Source organism: Nocardioides hwasunensis, assembly GCF_014779665.1.
In the GTDB taxonomy this organism is placed as follows: Bacteria; Actinomycetota; Actinomycetes; order Propionibacteriales; family Nocardioidaceae; genus Nocardioides; species Nocardioides hwasunensis.
Genome location: NZ_JACXYY010000001.1, coordinates 240712 through 259268, shown reverse-complemented (window position 1 = coordinate 259268; position 18557 = coordinate 240712). Strand labels below are relative to the sequence as shown.

The 18557-nt window shown below is 70.9% G+C and carries 13 protein-coding genes; 6 read left to right on the top strand and 7 right to left on the bottom strand.

Annotated features, from left to right (window positions below; all coding sequences use genetic code 11):
- The first annotated feature begins 6 nt into the window (after positions 1–6).
- Positions 7–555, top strand: coding sequence for a TetR/AcrR family transcriptional regulator (locus tag IEZ25_RS01300; protein ID WP_191197585.1), 549 nt, complete (start codon positions 7–9; stop codon positions 553–555).
- 3 nt (positions 556–558) lie between these two features.
- Here the strand turns inward: IEZ25_RS01300 and IEZ25_RS01295 are convergent, their stop codons facing one another.
- From IEZ25_RS01295 to IEZ25_RS01280, 4 genes are all read right to left on the bottom strand, one after another.
- Entirely contained in the window at positions 559–1041 is a 483-nt protein-coding gene (locus tag IEZ25_RS01295; RefSeq protein ID WP_191197584.1) for a methylated-DNA--[protein]-cysteine S-methyltransferase, read from the bottom strand.
- A 1-nt stretch (position 1042) separates the two neighbouring features.
- Positions 1043–2560, bottom strand: coding sequence for an AlkA N-terminal domain-containing protein (locus IEZ25_RS01290; RefSeq protein ID WP_191197583.1), 1518 nt, complete (start codon positions 2558–2560; stop codon positions 1043–1045).
- Positions 2561–2635: 75 nt separating this feature from the next.
- Positions 2636–3307: a response regulator gene (locus tag IEZ25_RS01285; RefSeq protein WP_318151977.1), complete on the bottom strand. Its 672-nt coding sequence runs from the start codon at positions 3305–3307 to the stop codon at positions 2636–2638.
- On the bottom strand, positions 3304–4929 hold the full coding sequence (locus IEZ25_RS01280; protein ID WP_224748260.1) for a sensor histidine kinase: 1626 nt from the start codon (positions 4927–4929) through the stop codon (positions 3304–3306). Before IEZ25_RS01280 ends, IEZ25_RS01285 begins: the two co-directional genes overlap by 4 nt.
- 122 nt (positions 4930–5051) lie before the next feature.
- On the opposite strand from IEZ25_RS01280, the gene IEZ25_RS01275 reads away from it, so the two are divergent.
- The 5 genes from IEZ25_RS01275 to IEZ25_RS01255 all read left to right on the top strand — a co-directional run bounded on the left by IEZ25_RS01275 (position 5052) and on the right by IEZ25_RS01255 (position 10194).
- Entirely contained in the window at positions 5052–6047 is a 996-nt protein-coding gene (locus IEZ25_RS01275) for a Bug family tripartite tricarboxylate transporter substrate binding protein (RefSeq protein ID WP_191197581.1), read from the top strand.
- The gene (locus IEZ25_RS01270) at positions 6044–6580 is read left to right on the top strand and encodes a tripartite tricarboxylate transporter TctB family protein (protein WP_318151976.1); all 537 of its coding nucleotides are present in this window, start codon (positions 6044–6046) and stop codon (positions 6578–6580) included. The genes IEZ25_RS01275 and IEZ25_RS01270 overlap by 4 nt, the downstream gene beginning before the upstream one ends.
- Positions 6580–8124 carry a tripartite tricarboxylate transporter permease gene (locus IEZ25_RS01265; RefSeq protein ID WP_191197580.1) on the top strand — a complete coding sequence of 515 codons (1545 nt, stop codon included), beginning with the start codon at positions 6580–6582 and terminating at the stop codon, positions 8122–8124. Before IEZ25_RS01270 ends, IEZ25_RS01265 begins: the two co-directional genes overlap by 1 nt.
- The gene (locus IEZ25_RS01260; protein WP_191197579.1) at positions 8121–8516 is read left to right on the top strand and encodes a universal stress protein; all 396 of its coding nucleotides are present in this window, start codon (positions 8121–8123) and stop codon (positions 8514–8516) included. The genes IEZ25_RS01265 and IEZ25_RS01260 overlap by 4 nt, the downstream gene beginning before the upstream one ends.
- A gap of 94 nt (positions 8517–8610) precedes the next feature.
- On the top strand, positions 8611–10194 hold the full coding sequence (locus tag IEZ25_RS01255; protein WP_191197578.1) for an APC family permease: 1584 nt from the start codon (positions 8611–8613) through the stop codon (positions 10192–10194).
- Positions 10195–10227: 33 nt separating this feature from the next.
- On the opposite strand, the gene IEZ25_RS01250 is transcribed toward IEZ25_RS01255, so the two are convergent.
- From IEZ25_RS01250 to IEZ25_RS22055, 3 genes are all read right to left on the bottom strand, one after another.
- On the bottom strand, positions 10228–10773 hold the full coding sequence (locus IEZ25_RS01250; RefSeq protein ID WP_191197577.1) for a copper resistance CopC family protein: 546 nt from the start codon (positions 10771–10773) through the stop codon (positions 10228–10230).
- Between the two features lie 10 nt (positions 10774–10783).
- Complete coding sequence (locus IEZ25_RS01245; protein WP_191197576.1) at positions 10784–11791, bottom strand: sugar phosphate isomerase/epimerase family protein; 1008 nt, start codon at positions 11789–11791, stop codon at positions 10784–10786.
- Positions 11792–12064: 273 nt separating this feature from the next.
- Entirely contained in the window at positions 12065–18496 is a 6432-nt protein-coding gene (locus IEZ25_RS22055; protein WP_318151975.1) for a ThuA domain-containing protein, read from the bottom strand.
- Positions 18497–18557 lie beyond the last annotated feature (61 nt).

The window sequence follows — 18557 nt, the reverse complement described above, 5'->3', positions numbered from 1 at the left end:
GCCCTCATGGCACGCACCAGCACCGTCGTGCGGGTGCACTCCGCCGTCCTCGAGCTGGCTGCGGAGCGGGGACCGACCGCCCTGACCATGGAGGGCATCGCCGCTCGGGCCGGGGTGGGCAAGCAGACGCTCTACCGCTCGTGGCCCGGCATCCCGGCCCTCTTGTTCGACGCCCTGCTCGCCACCGGCGGCGAGCCGTCGGCACCGGGCACGGCCGACGACCTGCCGGGGCAGCTCGAGCAGATGCTGAAGGCCGCGATCACGGAGATCAGCGCCGAGCCGCACGCCTCTCTCCTGCGCGCGATCTCCGCGATCATCCAGACCGACGAGTCGGTCGCCCGGGACTATCGCGAGCGGCTCCTGGAGCCTCAGCTCGCGCACGTCCACGCCGTGCTCGCCGCGGGTGGCTCGCTCGACCCGCCGCGCGCCGCAGAGCTGCTCCTGGCGCCGATCTTCTACCGCTGGTTCATGCGGCTGCCACCGCTGTCGGGACCAGAGCTGCACCGTCACGTGCACGACGTGCTCGACCTGATCGGTGGCACTGCGGGCGGGTGAGCCTCAGAAGAGCGCGTCCTGCTCGAGCTCGAGCAGCTGCTGCTTGCGCTCGAGCCCACCGGCGTACCCGGTGAGGGTGCCGTTCGCGCCGATGACGCGGTGGCAGGGCACCACGATCGGGATCGGGTTGCGGCCGTTGGCCAGGCCGACGGCACGCGAGGCGGCATTGGTCATGCCGAGCTTGCCGGCGATCTCGCCGTAGGACGCGGTCTCGCCGTAGTCGATCTTCTCGAGCTGCTCCCACACCCGGTGCTGGAAGTCGGTGCCCACCGCCGCCAGCGGGAGGTCGAAGACGGTGAGCTCACGGGCGAAGTACGCCGTCAGCTGGCGCACCGCCTCGACGAGCAGGGGCTCGTCGTCCTGGCGGGCACCGAGCGGGCGACCGTCCGCGGGCGGGGTGAACGGCGAGAACTCGATCGCGACGATCGAGCCGTCGCGCTCGACGATGCGCAGGTCGCCGATGGGCGAGGGCATCACGGTCCACATCTCAGTTCTCCTGCGGAGCGGGGGTGTCGGGCATCAGCGGGTTCCACAGGTGCATCAGGGCGTAGCTGCGCCAGGGACGCCACCGCTCGGTGTCGACCGAGCCTCCCAGGTCGGCGAGCACCCGGCGCACGGCGAGATCGGTGGGCAGGAAGGCGTCGGGGTGGCCGAGCGCTCGCATCGCGACGTAGTCGGCGGTCCAGGCGCCGATGCCCGGCAGTGCCATGAGCGAGCGGCGTACGTCGTCGCGGTCGGGGCCGCGGTCGAGCACCACCGTGCCGTCGGCGAGCGCTGCGGCGAGTCCGACCAGGGCGCGTCCCCGCGCCCGCGGCATCGGGAGCGTCTCGGGGTCGACGTCCGCCAGGATCGTCGCGTCGGGGAACAGGTGGGTGAGTCCGGGCACCGGCGAGCCCACTTCGCGGCCGTGCTCGGCGACGATGCGACCCGCGACGGTGCGTGCCCCGGTGACGCTGACCTGCTGGCCGATGACCGTCCGGACGGCCGTCTCGTCACCGTCGACCTGGCCGGGGACGCGAAGTCCCGGCGTCGCTCGCACGAGGTCGCCCAGCACCGGGTCCGCGCCGAGGTGCTCGTCGACCGCGCGCGGGTCGCAGTCGGCATCGAGCAGTCGGCGTACGCGCTCGCTGGCGGCTGCCGTGTCGCGCAGGTCGTCGAGCCAGAACTGGGCCAACACCGAGGCGGTCCCGGGGCCGGCCGGGATGTCGGCCAGCTCGAGCCGGACGGTGCCCGGCCCGTGGGGCAGGTCGAGCGTGCGGGCGTACCACCCGGGGGCCGCGACCTCGACGCCCGGCACCAGGTGGAAGGCGAGGAAGTCGAGCAGTCGGCGGCCCGCGAAAGGCGTGCGCACCGGAAGCCGCATCGAGACGGCGCCGCCGGACGCGATGCCCGACGTCCTGTCCTTCCCGGCGCGACCTCCGAGGTCGAGGCGCAGGCGGCGCCCGCGCAGCTCGCTGGGCGAGGAGGCGTAGATCTCGCGGAGCGTCTCGTTGAACTGGCGGACGCTGGAGAACCCGGCGGCGAAGGCCACGTCGGTCAACGGCAGGTCGGTGGTCTCGATCAGCACCCGCGCGCTCTGGGCCCGACGGGCGCGCGCCAGGGACAGCGGCGTGGCGCCGAGCTCCTGGGTCAGCAGCCGACCCAGGTGCCGTGAGGTGTAGCCGACCCGGCGGGCCAGCCCGTCGACCCCCTCCCGGTCGACGAGTCCGTCGGCGATGAGCCGCATCGCGCGCCCGGCGACGTCGGCGGCGACGTCCCACTCGGGACTGCCGGGCGTCGCGTCCGGCAGGCAGCGCTTGCAGGCGCGGTAGCCGGCCGCGTGGGCGCTGGCCGCGGTGGCGTGGAAGGTCACGTTGTGCTCGGCCGGAGTGCGCGCCGGGCACGAGGGCCGGCAGTAGATCCCCGTCGTCCGGACGGCGGTGTAGAAGACCCCGTCGAAGCGACGGTCGCGGCTCTGGACCGCGCGGTAGCAGGCCTCGGTGTCGAGGTGTCCGGTCGGCGTCATGCGTCCAGTCTCTCGCGAGCACCACGGCCGCACCAGCGGAAAACGGACACGGCGGCTCGTGCGGGGCGGGCACCCTCAGCCAACGCGATAGCGCCGCTCGGGCCGTCCGGCTCCTCCGTACTGCAACCGGACCGTGGCCGTGCCGCGCGCCACGAAGTGCTCGAGGTAGCGGCGCGCCGACACCCGCGAGATCCCGACGGCGTCGGCGCACTCGGCGGCGGACAGCTCGCCGGACTCGCGCAGCGCGGCCTCGACCAGGTCGGCGGTCTCGAGGCTCAGGCCCTTGGGCAGGGCGGCGGCCGGTGCGGTCGCCCTCGCACCGAAGACCGCGTCGATGTCCTGCTGGCCCGGTGCGCCGGTGCCCGACAGGGCCAGGTGCGCTGCGCGGAAGGACTCCAGCCGGACGCGGAGGTCGTCGTAGTCGAACGGCTTGACGAGGTAGTGCACCGCTCCCCCGGACGCGGCGGCGCGCACGGTGTCGGCCTCGCGCGCCGCCGTCACGACCAGCACGCCGACGTCGTCCCCACCGGCACGCAGGCGGCGCAGCACGTCGATGCCGGTCATGTCCGGCAGGTGCACGTCGAGCAGGACGAGGTCGGGCCGCAGGCGCGCGACGTCGTCGAGGGCGGCCTGGCCGGTGCTGGCGACCCCGACCACGACGAAGCCCGGGGTGCGCTCGACGAACTGCGTGTGGATCCGCGCCACCATGAAGTCGTCGTCGACGACGAGCACGTTGACGTCGCTCACAGTGCGTCCACCTCCACGTCCTCCCACGCCCCCGGCAGCCGTACGTCGAACACGGCGCCGCTGTCGGCCCCGGACCGGACCTCGACGCTGCCTCCCCGACGCTCGCAGACCACCTGCACGAGCGCCAGCCCGACCCCCCGTCCGCCCACCGTCGGCGCCTTCGAGCTCCAGCCGCGCCGGAAGATCTCGCCGACCACCTCCGCCGGGACGCCGGGCCCGGTGTCGCTGACCGACAGGTGCACCGCGCCGTCGTCGAGCCGGAGGTCGACCTCGACGGCCGTCCCGCCGACCGACACGGAGGCGTCCACGGCGTTGTCGACGAGGTTGCCGAGCACGGTGCCGAGGTCGGTGGACGACTCGTGGTCCAGGCGTGGCAGGTCGCTGGCGTCGCTGACCCGGAGGTCGACGCCGCGCTCCGCCGCGAGACTGGTCTTGGCGATCAGCAGCGCCGCGACCGCGGGATCCTCGACGTGCGCGAGGACGGCGTCGGAGATCTCGGCCCGGCGACGACGGATCGTGCCGACCAACCGCGCCACCTCGTCGTAGTCCCCCAGCTGGACGAGACCGGAGATGGTGTGGAGCTGGTTGTGGAACTCGTGGGTCTGGGCGCGCAGCGTGTTCGTGATCGACTCGCGGGCGTCGAGCTCGCTCTGCAGCGCGAGCAGCTCGGTGCGGTCGCGCAGCGTGGTGACCGAGGCGACGCGGCGACCGCCCTCGACGACCGGGGTGCGGTTGACGACCAGCAGCCGGTCGTCGACCACCACCACGTGGTCGCGTATCTCGGCGTCGTCGGCGAGCAGCCCTCGCACGGCAGGGTCGAGGTCGAGGTCGTCGACACGCCGGCCCTCGACGTCGCCCTCGATGCCGACGAGCTCGCGCGCGCTGTCACTCAGCATCGTCACGGTGCCGTCGACGGCGACCGAGAAGACCCCCTCGCGCAGCGAGTGCAGGAGCGCCTCGCGCTGGTCGGCCAGGGCCGCGATGGCGGCGGGCTCGAGCCCACGGGTGCGGCGCCGGATGAGGCGCGAGAGGAGCAGCGACCCGGCGATCCCGAGCCCGAGGCCCAGCCCGGCCACCGGCACCACGTCGATCAGGACGCTGCGGGCCCGCTCACGCCACGTGGCGTACTCCTCGGTCACCATCGCGATGCCGACCAGCTCGAGCCGACGGTTGATGATCGGCACCTGCGCGGCGATCGAGGAGGTGCCGAAGTCGTCCACGTCGCCGGTCCACGCCCGCAGGCGCTGGGCAGGGCCTCCGAGCAGGTCGAGCCGCTCGCCGCGCCCGGCGAAGTCGCTGCTGACCAGCACCGTGCCGTCAGGTGCGGCGATGTAGACCCCGCTGGCCTGGTAGCTGTCGCGTGTCACCTGGGTGATGGTGGCCAGAGCCCCACGGTTCTCGGCGACCGTGCCGGTGCGGACGGTCGACCGGACGAACCGGTCGTTGGCCAGTCGCTCCGCAGCGTCGCGCATCGCGGCACCCCGGGTGGCTCGGAAGTCGGCGTCGCTCTGCTGCACCGAGACCACGCTCGCCACCACCACCACGACCAGCAGCACCGAGACCTGGAGCACGAGGAACTGGCCGGCGAGGGTCGCCGGACGCCATCGTGAGCGTGACCACAAGTTCCACAACCTCCATTGCTTTCCCAAGCGTGACGAGCACCACACGAAGTCTCCACCATCGTCGGGTCGGACCCTGTCGAGCCCGGCGCGAGACATCGAGACATCGAGAGATCGGAGTGCACATGGTGCGCCATCGGACGAGGCGAGCGCTCGCCACCGTCGTGGCCCTCAGCAGCGCGTTGCTCCTCGCCACCGGGTGCGGGGTCACCCGCGGTGCGGCGAGCAGCGACCTGACGATGCTGATCCCCAACAGCCCCGGCGGCGGCTACGACCAGACCGGCCGCGCGGCTGTCGCGATCATGGAGCAGGGTGACATCACCGGTGGCTCGTTCGAGGTCACCAACGTGATCGGTGCCGGTGGCTCGGTCGCCATGACCCGGCTCATGAACGCCGAGGGCGACGAGCGCACGATGATGACCGCCGGCCTCGGCGTCGTCGGCTCGCTCTACTCCTTCGGTGCCCCCTACAAGCTCGACGACGCGACTCCGCTCGCCCAGCTCATCGAGGACCAGGAGGGCGTGCTGGTCCCGGCCGACTCGCCGTACAAGACCATCGACGACCTGGTGTCGGCCTGGCAGGACGACCCGGGCTCGATCGTGGTGGGTGGCGGGTCGTCCCCCGGCGGGCCCGACCACCTCTTCCCGATGCAGCTCGCCGGCAGCGTCGACATCGATCCGCGCGACGTGCGCTACGTCGTGTACGACGGTGGCGGCCCCCTCACCAGCGCCCTTCTCGGCAACAAGATCGACGTCGGCTTCTCCGGGGTCGGCGAGTTCACGGGCCAGCTGGCCTCGGGCGAGCTCCGGCTGCTGGCTGTGTCCGGCGAGGAACGGCTCAAGGGCGAGGGCATCAGCGACTCGCCCACGCTGACCGAGTCGGGCATCGACCTGGTCTTCACCAACTGGCGCGGCGTCTTCGCGCCCCCCGGCATCAGCGAGAAGCGCCGTGACGAGCTCATCGGGATGCTCGAGGAGATGCACGACACCGACGAGTGGCAGCAGGCCCTCGCCGACAACGGCTGGATCGACGAGTTCAAGACCGGCGACGACTTCACGGCGTTCCTGCAGGAGCAGGACGAGCGTGTCGCCACCACCCTCGAGGAGCTGGACCTGCTGTGAGCACACCACTCGACACCGCCCGTCAGACACCTGACGCGCCCACGCCGGCGGCACCCGACCGCGACATGGCCCAGCTCGGCCTGGCCGCGTTGCTGATCGTGGTGGGCGCCTACACGTTCTACGACGCCACCACCTTGAAGATCGGCTTCGGCGACCCGGTCGGACCGCGTCTGTTCCCCTACGTCATCGGCGCTGTCACCGCCGCGCTCGGCGTGCTGCTCACGGTGGCCACCTTCCGCGGCAGCGTGGCCGAGGCCGAGGGCGGCGAGGACGTCGACCTGCACCAGAAGGCCGACTGGATGACGGTCGCCAAGCTCGCCGGCGTGCTGCTCTTCACCGTCCTGACCGTCTCCGTCCTCGGCTGGGCCATCAGCGGCGCGATCCTCTTCGCCGGGTCAGCGTGGTCGCTCGGCAGCCGCACGCTCGTGCGTGACGTGCTCGTCGGACTCGTGCTCGCCGTCGCCAGCTGGTACGGCTTCCACGAGGGTCTCGGCGTCATCCTCCCGGCCGGGATCCTGGACGGGGTGCTCTGATGGACAGCCTCAACCTCCTGCTGGACGGCTTCGGTGCCGCCCTCACCCCGGAGAACCTGCTCTACGCCGCGATCGGCGTCTTCCTCGGCACCTTCGTGGGCGTCCTGCCCGGCATCGGCCCGGCCATGGCCATCGCGCTGCTGCTCCCGGTCACCTACGGGCTCGATCCCGTCCCCGCCTTCATCATGTTCGCCGGCATCTACTACGGCGGCATGTACGGCGGGTCGACCACCTCGATCCTGCTCAACACCCCGGGTGAGTCCGCGTCGGTGATGACGGCGCTCGAGGGAAACCGCATGGCCAAGGCCGGGCGAGCCGCGCAGGCGCTCGCCACGGCCGCCATCGGCTCCTTCATCGCCGGCACGATCGGCACCCTCCTCGTCGTCTTCTTCGCTCCGGCGCTGGCCGGGGTGGCGGTGAAGATCGGGGCGCCGTCCTACTTCGCGCTGATGGTGCTGTCGATGGTGATGGTCACCAGCGTCCTGGGCGGGTCGTGGATGCGGGGCTTCATCTCGCTGTTCCTCGGCCTCACCATCGGCCTGGTCGGGCTCGACCTCAACACCGGCCAGTCGCGGCTCAGCTTCGACCAGCCGTTGCTCGCCGACCGCATCGACGTCGTCGTGGTCGCCGTCGGCATCTTCGCCCTCGGCGAGGCGCTCTGGGTCGCCGCCCACCTGCGCCGCAGCCCGCTGCACGTGATCCCCGTCGGGCGTCCGTGGATGGGGCGCGCCGACTGGAAGCGGTCGTGGGGCCCGTGGCTGCGCGGCACCGCCTACGGCTTCCCGTTCGGTGCGCTGCCCGCCGGTGGCTCCGAGCTCCCGACGTTCCTCTCCTACCTGACGGAGAAGAAGCTCGCCGGGCGCAGGGGCGGGGACGACGAGTTCGGCAGAGGCGCCATCGAGGGTGTCGCAGGTCCCGAGGCCGCCAACAACGCCGCAGCCGCCGGCACGTTCGTGCCGCTGCTCGCCCTCGGCCTCCCGGTGACGGCGACCTCGGCCGTGATGCTGGCCGCGCTCCAGGGCTACGGCATCCAGCCCGGCCCGGGCCTCATGACCGACCAGCCCGAGCTGGTCTGGGTGCTGCTGGCCAGCCTGCTCATCGGCAACTTCCTCCTGCTGGTGCTCAACCTGCCGCTCGCGCCGATGTGGGCCAAGCTGCTGCGCATCCCCCGTCCGCAGCTCTATGCCGGCATCCTGTTCTTCGCCGCGCTGGGTGCCTACGCCACCAACATCCAGGCGTTCGACCTCTTCCTGCTGCTGGTCATGGGACTGCTCGGCCTGATGATGCGGCGCTTCGGACTGCCGGTCCTGCCGCTGATCCTCGGCGTCATCCTCGGCCCGCTCATGGAGTTCCGCCTGCGTGAGGCGATGGCGATCTCCGGGGGTGAGGTCTCGGCGCTCTGGAGCGAGCCGCTCGCGGTGGTCATCTACGTCATCGTGGCGATCGCCGTGATCGCTCCGCTCGTCGTCCGCCGGGTGCGGCCCGCGCCCGCCGCGGTGGCGGCCGACATCGAGGAATCGACCGAAGAGGAGAAGGTGCGATGACGACCATCGTGGTGGGCTGGACGCCCGACGAGTACGGCGAGGCCGCGCTGGCCCGCGCGATCGAGGAGGCGAGGCTCCGTGAGGGCCGGGTCGTGGTGGTCAACGCCACCCGCGGCGACGCGCTCGTGGACGAGAGGTACGCCGACGACGAGCAGGTCGCCGCGCTGGCGGCCGAGCTGGGCGGCTCCGGGATCGAGGTCGACGTACGCCGCTCGATGGGCGCCGACGTCGGCGACCAGGTGCTCTCCGTCGCGGGCGAGGTGTCCGCCGACCTGATCGTCATCGGCCTGCGCCGGCGCTCGCCGGTCGGCAAGCTGCTGATGGGCAGCGTCGCGCAGCGCATCCTGCTCGGGGCCGACTGCGCGGTGCTGGCGGTGAAGCCTCCGGCCTGAGTCGGTGGAGTGCCTTCGCGTGCTCTCAGCCGAACGTGCGTTTCCTCTCAGGTAGCAGGCCTAGAACGAGAAATGTGACCGATGGTGGGCCTCGATGGGCTCGATCATCGGGTCCGGCTGGCTCTTCGGCCCCAAGGACGCACTGATCGTCGCGGGGCCCTCCGCCATCATCGCCTGGATCATCGGCGGCGTGGCCATCGTGGTCCTCGCCCTGGTGCACGCCGAGCTCGGCGGCATGTATCCCGTGTCGGGCGGCACCGCCCGCTTCCCGCACTACGCGTTCGGAGGCGTCGCCGGGGCGTCGTTCGGGTGGATCTCCTGGCTGCAGGCGGCCACCGTGGCTCCGATCGAGGTCTCGGCGATGCTCACCTATGCCGGGCACTACTCCTTCGCCGACTCCTGGATCGACCCCGAGACCTCGGTGCTGAGCGCCACCGGGATCGTCGTGGCGATCGTGCTCATGGCACTGCTGACGGCGATCAACTTCCTCGGTGTGCGACGGCTGGCGGCGACCAACAGCGCGGCGACCTGGTGGAAGATCGCCATCCCGCTGCTCACCATCCTGGTGCTCGCCATCGTCAACTTCCACCCCGGCAACCTGACCGCCGCGGACGGCTTCGCCCCGGCGGGTCTGAAGGGGATCTTCACCGCCGTGTCGACCGGCGGCATCATCTTCAGCTACCTCGGGTTCGAGCAGGCCGACCAGCTGGCCGGCGAGGCGCGCAACCCCAAGCGTGACGTGCCGTTCGCCATCATCGGCTCGGTGCTGATCGGCACCGTCATCTACGTCCTGCTGCAGATCTCGTTCCTGTTCGCCCTCCCGAGCAGCGCCATCGGCAAGACGTGGAACGCCACGGGTCAGGGCCTCTACACGACCTTCACCGGACCGTTCGCCGAAGTGGCGACGCTGCTGTCGATCGGCTGGCTGGCCACGATCATCTACGCGGACGCGATCATCATCCCCGCGGGCACCGGCCTGATCTACACCACCGGCAGCTCGCGGCTGGCGTACGGGCTCTCCCGCAACGGCTACGTGCCGTCGGTCTTCGAGTGGGTCAACCGCCGCGGCGTCCCGTGGGCCGGTCTGCTCGCCGCCTTCGTGACCGGGTGCATCTGCTTCCTGCCGTTCCCGAGCTGGCAGTCGCTCGTCGGCCTGATCACCAGCGCGTCCGTCCTGATGTACGGCGGCGCCCCGCTCTCGCTCGGCGTCTTCCGCCGACGACTGCCCGACGCCGACCGGCCCTACCGGCTGCCGGCCGCCGAGGTCCTGGCCCCGCTCGCCTTCGTCATCGCGAACCTGATCATCCTCTGGACCGGGTGGACGACCGACTGGAAGCTGGGCGTGTCCATCGTCATCGGCTACGTGATCCTCATCGCCAACCGGGTGCTGCACCTCAACGAGCACCGGCCCACGCTCGAGTGGCGTGCCGCCTCCTGGCTGCCGGTCTACCTCGTCGGGATGGGCGTCATCGTCTACATCTCCGACTTCGGACCGAACGGTGCGTCGGCGCTGGTGCCCTTCGGCTGGGACGCCGTCGTCGTGGCGGCCTTCAGCCTCGTCATCTTCTACTGGGCGATGGCCGTCGGCCTCAGCACGGAGCAGATCGAGGAGATGATCGGCGAGGTGGAGCTCCCCGAGGCCGACGAGACCGCGGCTCCGGGTCGCCGACGGCGCTGACGCCCTATCCGGCAGGTGAGGGAGCTGCCGGGGTCAGGCAGCAGGGCGCCGGCGGCGCCACAGGAGCAGCGCGCCGGCGCCCGCGACCAGCACCATCGCCAGCGGTACGACGACCGCCGCGGGGCGTCCGTCCGCGGAGGCGGCCGGTGAGGACGCAGACTCCGCGCCCTCACCGGCCGCGACAGCAGCTCCGACCTGGAAGCGGATCTCGCCGGCGACCTCGTGCCCGTCGGCCGACACCACGTCGTAGGTCAGCGTGTAGGCCCCGTCCGGTCCGGCCCAGAGGTTCTGCCGGACCTCGGCACCCCTGAGCGTCGCAGCGCCGTTGGCCACACTCCCGTCGGGGCCGGTCACCGCGACCTCGTGCACCTCGGCGACGGGCCCGGTGAACGTGAGGATCGCCCGCGACGGCAGCACCTCGAGGACCCCGGACTCCGACGGGTCGGAGTAGAGCAGCTCGTCGTGCGCCGCCGCAGGCGGCACGGGCGCCCAGACGAGGAGCAGCCCGACCACCGTCAGGACGGCGGCGACGGCACGACGCCCCCGTGAGCCCGGGGCCCGGCAGGTCGTGCGGGTCACGGCGACGGCCTCACGACGAGGTCGAGAAGGCGGCGTCGAAGGCGGCCGTCGGGGCGTCGAAGGCGAGGCGCCGGACGAACTCCAGCGCCTCGGGGGCTCCCACGAGGCGGTCCATGCCGGCGTCCTCCCACTCCACGGAGATCGGTCCGTCGTAGCCGATCGTGTTGAGCATCCGGAACGACGCCTCCCACGGCACGTCACCGTGCCCGGTGGACACGAAGTCCCAGCCCCGGCGCGGGTCCGCCCATGCGAGGTGGGAGCCCATCCGGCCGTTGCGCCCGTTGCCGACCTGGCGCTTCGCGTCCTTGCAGTCGACGTGGTAGATCCGGTCCTTGAAGTCCCAGAGGAATCCCACGGGGTCCAGGTCCTGCCACACGAAGTGCGAGGGGTCCCAGTTGAGGCCGAAGGCCTCGCGGTGCCCGATCGCCTCGAGCGCATCGACCGTCGTCCAGTAGTCGTAGGCGATCTCGGAGGGGTGGACCTCGTGGGCGAACCGGACGCCCTCGCTGTCGAAGACGTCGAGGATCGGGTTCCACCGGTCGGCGAAGTCCTGGTAGCCGGCGTCGACGAGCGCCTGGGAGGCGGGCGGGAACATCGCGACGTACTTCCAGATCGAGGACCCCGTGAAGCCGACCACGACGTCGACGCCGAGCCTGCGAGCAGCCCGGGCGGTCATCTTCATCTCCTCGGCGGCGCGTTGGCGCACGCCCTCGGCATCACCGTCGCCCCAGATCCGGTCGGGCAGGATGTCGCGGTGCCGCGCGTCGATCGGGTCGTCGCACACCGCCTGGCCCTTGAGGTGGTTGCTGATCGCGAAGACCTGGAGGTCGTACTTCTTCAGCATCTCGAGCTTGGCCGGCACGTAGGAGTCGTCCTCCACCGCCGCCCACGGGTCGAAGTGGTCGCCCCAGCAGGCGAGCTCGAGGCCGTCGTAGCCCCATCCCGAGGCGAGCTGGCACATCTCCTCGAACGGCAGGTCGGCCCACTGGCCGGTGAACAGGGTGACGGGGCGTGGCATGTGTGCTCCTTGGTGAGTGGTGTGTGGGAGATGGTGCTCGGCCAGGTCAGGTGGTGCGGGTGGACACTGGTGCGAACCGGTGCCGGGACGGAGCGCGCTGTCCCGGCACCGGCCGCGGGGAGCGGGCCTCGCGGCGCCCTCCCCCGCCCTCGACGGGTGGCCCGGCCGCCGGCCGCGTGCAGGGCCGATCCTGCACGCGCCTCGACTGCTGCACCTCGCGGTGCCGCTGACCGGGCCACCCGTCCACGGACGCTCTCTCCTCTCCTGCGATCCCTAGAGCTGCGCCTTGAGCGCGCGCGCCAGGGTCCTGAGAGCGGCTCGTGCTTCCGTGTCCTTCACCCGCTTGGTGAGCTTCTCGAAGCGCTTGAGCGCCTTGAGGGCCTGTGACGGGTTGGCACGCTTGGCCGTCCTCAGCTCCTTGGTGAGCTTGGCGCCGAGCTTGGGCCCGACCACCTTGTCGCCGACCAGTCGCTTGACGAGCCTCTTGGCTGCGCCGTTGTTCGCCACCACCTCGAAGGTGAGGGTGAGCGTCGACTGGTTGCCCGCCTCGTCGAGTGCGGACACCTCGAGACGGTGGGTGCCGGTGCGCAGCGACATCGCGTCGAGGCGCACGGGTGACTCGACGACCGCGCCGTCGAGTCGGACGACCCGCTCGGCCACGCCGGACGTGGCGTCGGCGGTGGTGACGAGCGCGCTGCGGACCACGGCTGCGCCCATCGTGGCACCGTCGGAGATCCCGCTGACGGTGACCGTGGGTGCGGTCGCGTCGATCCTGACCGTCAGGGTCTGGACCTCCGAGACCGTCCCGGCCGCGTCCGTCGCCCGTGCCTGGACCCGGGTGACGCCGTCGGCGCTGACCCGGAACGGCGCGGTGTACGCCGTCCAGGGACCGTCGCCGATGCGGTGCTCGAGTGCGATCGTGCCCTCACCACCGGCACCCGCGAGGGTGACGGTGACCGGCGAGGTGAACCAGCCGCTCCGACCGTTGGCCGCCACTGGCGCCGTGGTCAGGCCGACCGTGGGCTTCGCCGGCTCGGCGGGCTCGCCGGGCTGCGACACGACGACCTGGATCTGGCCGTTCGAGCTGTTGCCCGCCTCGTCGGTGGCGCGGTAGCGCACGACGTGGGTGCCGGGCTCGTCGAACGTCAGCGGCGCGGAGTAGGTCTTCCACGTCGTGTCGTCGCCGATCTGGTACTCGATGCCGGCCACGCCGGACGCGGCGTCGGTGGCGGTCAGGGTGACCGTCTTGGTGCTGGTGCCGGACTCGGCAGCCAGGACGCTCGGCGCTGCGGTGTCGATCTTGACCGTCTCGGTCTTGACCTGCGCCGCGTTGCCGGCGACGTCGGTCGCCCGGTACTCGACCTGTCGCGAGCCCTCACCGGTGACCGGGACCGTGATGCTGTAGGGCATCCAGTCCCCGCCGGCGATGCGGTACTCGATCGAGCCGATGCCCGACCCGTCCGCGCCGTCGGAGGCCGCGAGGGTGAACGACGGACGGGTGGTGTGCCACCCGCCGGTGCCCGTGGCCGCCGGGATCGTGAACGTCGCGGTCGGGGCGACCGTGTCGATCCTGATCGTCTGCGACTTCGTGGCCTCCACGTTGCCGGCCACGTCGGTCGAGCGGTACTCGACCAGGCGCGAGCCCTCACCGGTCACCGGGACCGCCCCTGTGTAGGGGGTCCAGGCGCCGCCGGCGATGCGGTACTCGGTCGAGGTGACGCCGGACCCGCCCGTCTCGTCGGAGGCCGCGAGGGTGAACGACGGACGTGTCGTGTACCAGCCCGCCTGGCCGGTGGCCGCCGCGACGCTGAGCGTCGTCGTCGGTGCCGTGGTGTCGGTCGGCGTGGTGCCGGGCTCGCACGTGTCGTCCTTGCCCAGCGTGAACCAGTCGAACGAGGCGGTGATGCCGGCACCGGCGGTGGTGTTGGCTGCTGCGAGCAGACCCACCTTGGGGTTGGTGATGCCGGTCAGGTTGTAGCCACCGGACATGTTCGTCCACGTCTGGCCGTCGGTGCTGTAGCTGCCGAGGACCGCGACGCCGTCCGTGCTGGTGAGGCGCAGCCAGACCGTGGTCGGGAACGTCGCACCCAGGCCCGAGGTGTTGGTCTCGACCGCGGTGCCGCCGGTCTCCCGGGCCGTCTGGATGATGTTGGACGCGGCGCTGGGATCGGTGCTGCGCCCCTGGAAGACGTGCTTGAGGTAGTTGTCGTCGTCTCCGTAGATGAGCAGCCCCGCCGACTGGTAGGACCGGTTGATCGGGGCGGTGACCTTGGTGGTGACCACGAAGGGACCGGAGGGCAGGTCGGTGAGGACCAGGTCCCGGGCGGTGTTGGTGGTCTGGTAGAGGTCGGTCGCCTCCATCGGGATCTTCACCGAGCCACCGGAGACCGTGAGGTTCCCGCTGGGTCGCACCACGCTCCACTGCGGGGAGGCCAGGGCCTGACCGCCGAACTCGTCGACGAAGCAGGACGCCGAGCACGGCACGGCCGTGTCGTCCGGGGTGAGGGTGAAGTAGTCGAACTGAGCGGTGATCGCGGGCGTCGCCGACGCCGCCGTGCTGCCCAGCGCCAGCAGACCCACCTTGGGTGCGGTGATGCCGCTGAGGTTGCGCGCCGCCGCCGGGGTCCCGCCCGAGGTGGTGATCGGGAGCCAGGTGGCGCCGTCGGTGCTGTAGGACGGGGTGACGTCGGTGCCGTTGGTGCTGGTCATCCGCAGCCACACGGTGTCGGGGAAGCTCGCGCCGAGGTTGGCGGAGTTGGTCTCCGTGGCCGCGGCGTTGACCTCCTTGGCGAACTGGATGACGTTGGCCGCCTTGTCGCCGTTGGCCGCGGTGGAGCGACCGGAGTAGACGAGCTTCAGGTAGTTGTTGTCATCGCCGTAGATCACCAGGCCGCCCTGCTGGTAGCCCTTCGTGGCCGGCAGCGTGACCTTGGTCGTGACCTCGAACTGGCCCGCAGGCAGGTCCTGCAGCACGATGTTCGGTGCCGTGTTGGTGGTCTGGTGGATGTCGGTCGCGGTGATCGGGATGTTCAGCGTCCCGTCGGCCACCGTGAGCGACTGGTTGACCCGGACGCTGCGGTTCCAGCGGTCGGTGTCCAGCGCGGCGCCCAGGAAGTCGTCGGAGCGTCCGCTGAAGCAGATGTCCTGCGCGGTCGTGACCCTGACCTGTGTCGTCCGGGTGGCCGTGGCCCCGCGGGAGTCCTTGACCGTCAGCGAGACGACGTAGGTGCCGGGCGTGGTGAACGTGTGGCTCGGGTTGGCCTCGGTGGAGGTCCCTCCGTCGCCGAACGTCCACGCGTAGGTGAGCGGGGTGTCGCCGTCCGGGTCGGTCGCCGTGCTGGTGAACGCCACCGGCAGTGGCGCGGCACCGGTGGTCTTGCTGGCGGTGATGGAGACCGTCGGCGGCTGGTTGTCGGTGATGCCCCGACCGGTGAACTCGAGGTAGTTGACGTTGGCCCCGCCGGTCGTGGCGACGAAGTAGAGCGCCTGGCTCGTCGTCGTCGCTCCCGTGAACGTGGTCTGCACGTTCTGGAAGGTCTGGGCGCCACCGGTGTTCGGCACCGAGAGGGTGCCGATCGCGGTGCCCGTGGGCGAGCCCTGGCGCACCTCGAAGGTGGCGCCGGCGGTCGTCGACGCGGCGCGCATCGTGACACCGTTGATGCCCGTCAGGTTCATGACGTCCCAGCGGAACCAGTCGCCGGTCTCCACGCCGGTGACCATCTGGCCGCCGCCGGTGTCGGTCGTCGCCTGGGTCGAGACGCCCGGCGTGCCGCCGGTGTTGCTGCCTGTGCGGCCGGTGGCGTCGAAGAACTCGGCCTCCTTGTGCTTGGTGTGCAAGATGATGCCGTCGACGCCGGTCAACGGGTTGGCGGCGCCGGCGCCGTCGTCGGTGTAGGTGGCCTTGATCGTGCCGAAGATGTTGGCGCCGACGTGGCCGCTGTCACCGGGCAGCGAGAGGCTGCCGGAGCATCCCTCGTACTGCTCGTAGTCGTGCGAGTGCTGGTCGTGACCGAGCCCGGGCTGCACCACGACACGGCTGCAGTCGATCGTCCCGTCCTCGGGGTCGGTGACCTCGACCTCGTACTTCACGGTGTCGTCGAAGTTGAAGAAGCCTCCGTTGAGCGGGAGCTTGAGCTTCACCGTCGGCGCGGTGTTGCCCACCGTGATGTCGATGTTGGTGGTGCCGGTGCGCCCGCCCTCGTCGGTGACCGTCAGCCGGGCGGTGTAGTTGCCCACGGTCGTGTAGGTGAAGGAGCCGCTCGGAGTGGTGGCTTCGGGCGTCCCGTCGCCGTCGAAGTCCCACGAGTAGGTGAGTCCCGCCGATGTGCCCGTGTCGGGGTCGAACGAGGCGGTGCCGTCGAAGGCGACGGTCAGCGGAGCCTGGCCGGACGTCTTGTCGGCGGTCGCGCGGGCCACCGGGGCGCGGTTGCCCTCGACGTAGTCGATCCGGTAGATGCCGGAGTCGGTGTTGTTGCCGTTGAAGCCGCTGCCCCACTCGATCATGTAGAGCGCACCGTCAGGACCGAACTGGAGCGCGTGCGGACGCTTCATCGGCAGCGACGGCAGGAAGCGGTTGATGTCGGTGTAGTTCGTGCCGGCCTGGTTCATCTGGACGGTGAAGAGCCGGTTGTTGTTCCAGTCGGCCCAGATCGCCTTGCTGTCGAAGTACGCCGGCCACTTGCGGTCGGAGGCGAGGTCAGGGTCGTAGGAGTAGGTGCCCGACGTCATCGGGGCGCCGCTCGCGCCGATCTCCGGGGTGCCGGTGATCGAGGCGTTGTTGCTCTGCCAGATCACGGCCTTCTTGGCCGGCGGGAGGTTGGTCAGACCGGTGTTGTTGGGCGAGTCGTTGACCGGGTTGGCACAGTCGAAGGCCGCTCCGGCCGTGCTGCTGGCGAAGTTGTAGTCGTTGTAGGGGGTGTTGTCGCCCACGCAGTAGGGCCAGCCGTAGTTGCCGGGCTGGTCGAGGATGTTCCACTCGACGCGTCCGTTGGGACCACGCGTGGCGCTCGTCGAGCCGGCGTCGGGTCCGTAGTCGGCCACGAGCAGGCGGTCGTGCTGCTCGTCGAGGCCGATCCGGAAGGGGTTGCGGAAGCCCATCGCGTAGATCTCGGGGCGGGTCTTGTCGTTGGTGTCGGCCGCCTCGTCGAACAGGTTGCCCTCGGGGATCGAGTAGCCACCCGCCGGCAGGGGCTTGATGCGCAGCACCTTGCCGTTGAGCGAGTTGGTGTTGCCGGAGGTGCGCTGGGCGTCCCAGGCCGCGCGGCCGGGTCGCTCGTCGATCGGGGTGTAGCCGCCGGAGTCGAACGGGTTGCTGTTGTCGCCGGTGGCGAGGTAGAGGTTGCCCGAGTTGTCGAACTCGAGCGCTCCACCCGCGTGGCAGCACTGGTCGCGCTGGGTGGGCACGTCGAGGATCGTCACCGCGGTGCCGAGCTGCAGCGTGTTGCCCGACATCGTGTAGCGGGAGATGCGGTCCGTCGGCGTCGAGCCCGTCGGCGAGTAGTAGAGGTAGATCCAGTTGTTGGTGGCGAAGTCCGGGTCGAGCGCGATGCCGAGCAGGCCGAACTCCTGGCCCGTGTAGACCGGGATCGTGCCCGCGGTGACCACGCTGCCGTTCTCCAGGATGATCCGGACGGCGCCGTTGCGGTCGATGTAGAAGACCCGGCCGTCGTCGGCGATGTCGAGCTCCATCGGGTTGGACGTGTTCTCGTCGAGCGCCACCTTCTCGAAGCTCGGCTCGAGGGTCGCCTTGCAGTCGGAGTCCACGACGCCTGCGGCGGTCTGGATGCCGCCGAGGATGTGCCCGAGGAACTTGGTGTCGGCGAAGGAGGCCTCGGTGTGGCCCATGCCGGTGTACCAGCTGCGGCCGCCGTCGAAGTCCTGGCACCAGGCGATCGGGTGCTCGGCGCCCATCGCGCCGCCGCCGGGAGCGTAGGTCGACTCGTCCATCGAGGCGAGGACGTGCACCTTGCCGCGCGGGTTGGTCCGGAAGTTGTACCACTCGTCCGTGCGCTGCCAGAGCGGCTCGATGCCCTTGGTGGAGGGGTGGCCCGGATCCTCGACCTTGACGGTCGCGGTCGGCGTGCCCGGCGGGTGGTTGTTGAAGTAGGAGCCGACCAGGTTGCCGTACCACGGCCAGCTGTACTCGGTGTCGGATGCGGCGTGGATGCCGGCGTAGCCGCCACCGGCCTGGATGTAGCGCTCGAACGCCGCCTGCTGGGTGTCGTTGAGGACGTCACCGGTGGTGGACAGGAAGATGACGACCTCGTACTGCTCGAGGTTGGCGTCGGTGAACGCCGTGCTGTCCTCGGTCACGGTGACCGTGAAGTTGTTGTCGGCACCGAGCTGCTGGATCGCGGCCGTCGCGACGCCGATGTTGGAGTGGCGGAACGCAGCGGTCTTGGAGAACACGAGCGCGTCGAACTGCTCCGCCGAGGCAGCCGCCTTCGCAGAGGCCTTCGGGTCGGCGGTCCACGGGACCGCGTTGCCCTCAGGGGCCTTCTCGGCCGACGTGTCGGCCTTCTTCGTGGTCGTGGCGTCCTCGTCGGCAGCCTTCTCGGAGGTGGCCGCAGCGCGCTCGGGCGCTGCGGCGGACGCAGGAGCGGCCAGCGCGATCGAGGCGCCGAGCGGCAACGACACGACCATGGCCATCGTGGAGCCGACTGCGACACGAGCGTGCCTCTGCAGTCGCGTGATGAGTGTGTTCATCACGATCCCTTCTCTGGTGACGGATTGCGCTCCATCGGATTTCCGGGGCGGGTCCCCGGGC

What these genes read in the sequence shown, in the direction of transcription:
- IEZ25_RS01255 (WP_191197578.1), top strand. Translation starts at nt 8,611, where the DNA reads ATGGGCTCGATCATCGGGTCCGGCTGGCTCTTCGGCCCCAAGGACGCA.
- IEZ25_RS01245 (WP_191197576.1), bottom strand. Translation starts at nt 11,791, where the DNA reads ATGCCACGCCCCGTCACCCTGTTCACCGGCCAGTGGGCCGACCTGCCG.
- IEZ25_RS22055 (WP_318151975.1), bottom strand. Translation starts at nt 18,496, where the DNA reads ATGAACACACTCATCACGCGACTGCAGAGGCACGCTCGTGTCGCAGTC.
- IEZ25_RS01265 (WP_191197580.1), top strand. Translation starts at nt 6,580, where the DNA reads ATGGACAGCCTCAACCTCCTGCTGGACGGCTTCGGTGCCGCCCTCACC.
- IEZ25_RS01260 (WP_191197579.1), top strand. Translation starts at nt 8,121, where the DNA reads ATGACGACCATCGTGGTGGGCTGGACGCCCGACGAGTACGGCGAGGCC.
- IEZ25_RS01300 (WP_191197585.1), top strand. Translation starts at nt 7, where the DNA reads ATGGCACGCACCAGCACCGTCGTGCGGGTGCACTCCGCCGTCCTCGAG.
- IEZ25_RS01295 (WP_191197584.1), bottom strand. Translation starts at nt 1,041, where the DNA reads ATGTGGACCGTGATGCCCTCGCCCATCGGCGACCTGCGCATCGTCGAG.
- IEZ25_RS01275 (WP_191197581.1), top strand. Translation starts at nt 5,052, where the DNA reads ATGGTGCGCCATCGGACGAGGCGAGCGCTCGCCACCGTCGTGGCCCTC.
- IEZ25_RS01290 (WP_191197583.1), bottom strand. Translation starts at nt 2,560, where the DNA reads ATGACGCCGACCGGACACCTCGACACCGAGGCCTGCTACCGCGCGGTC.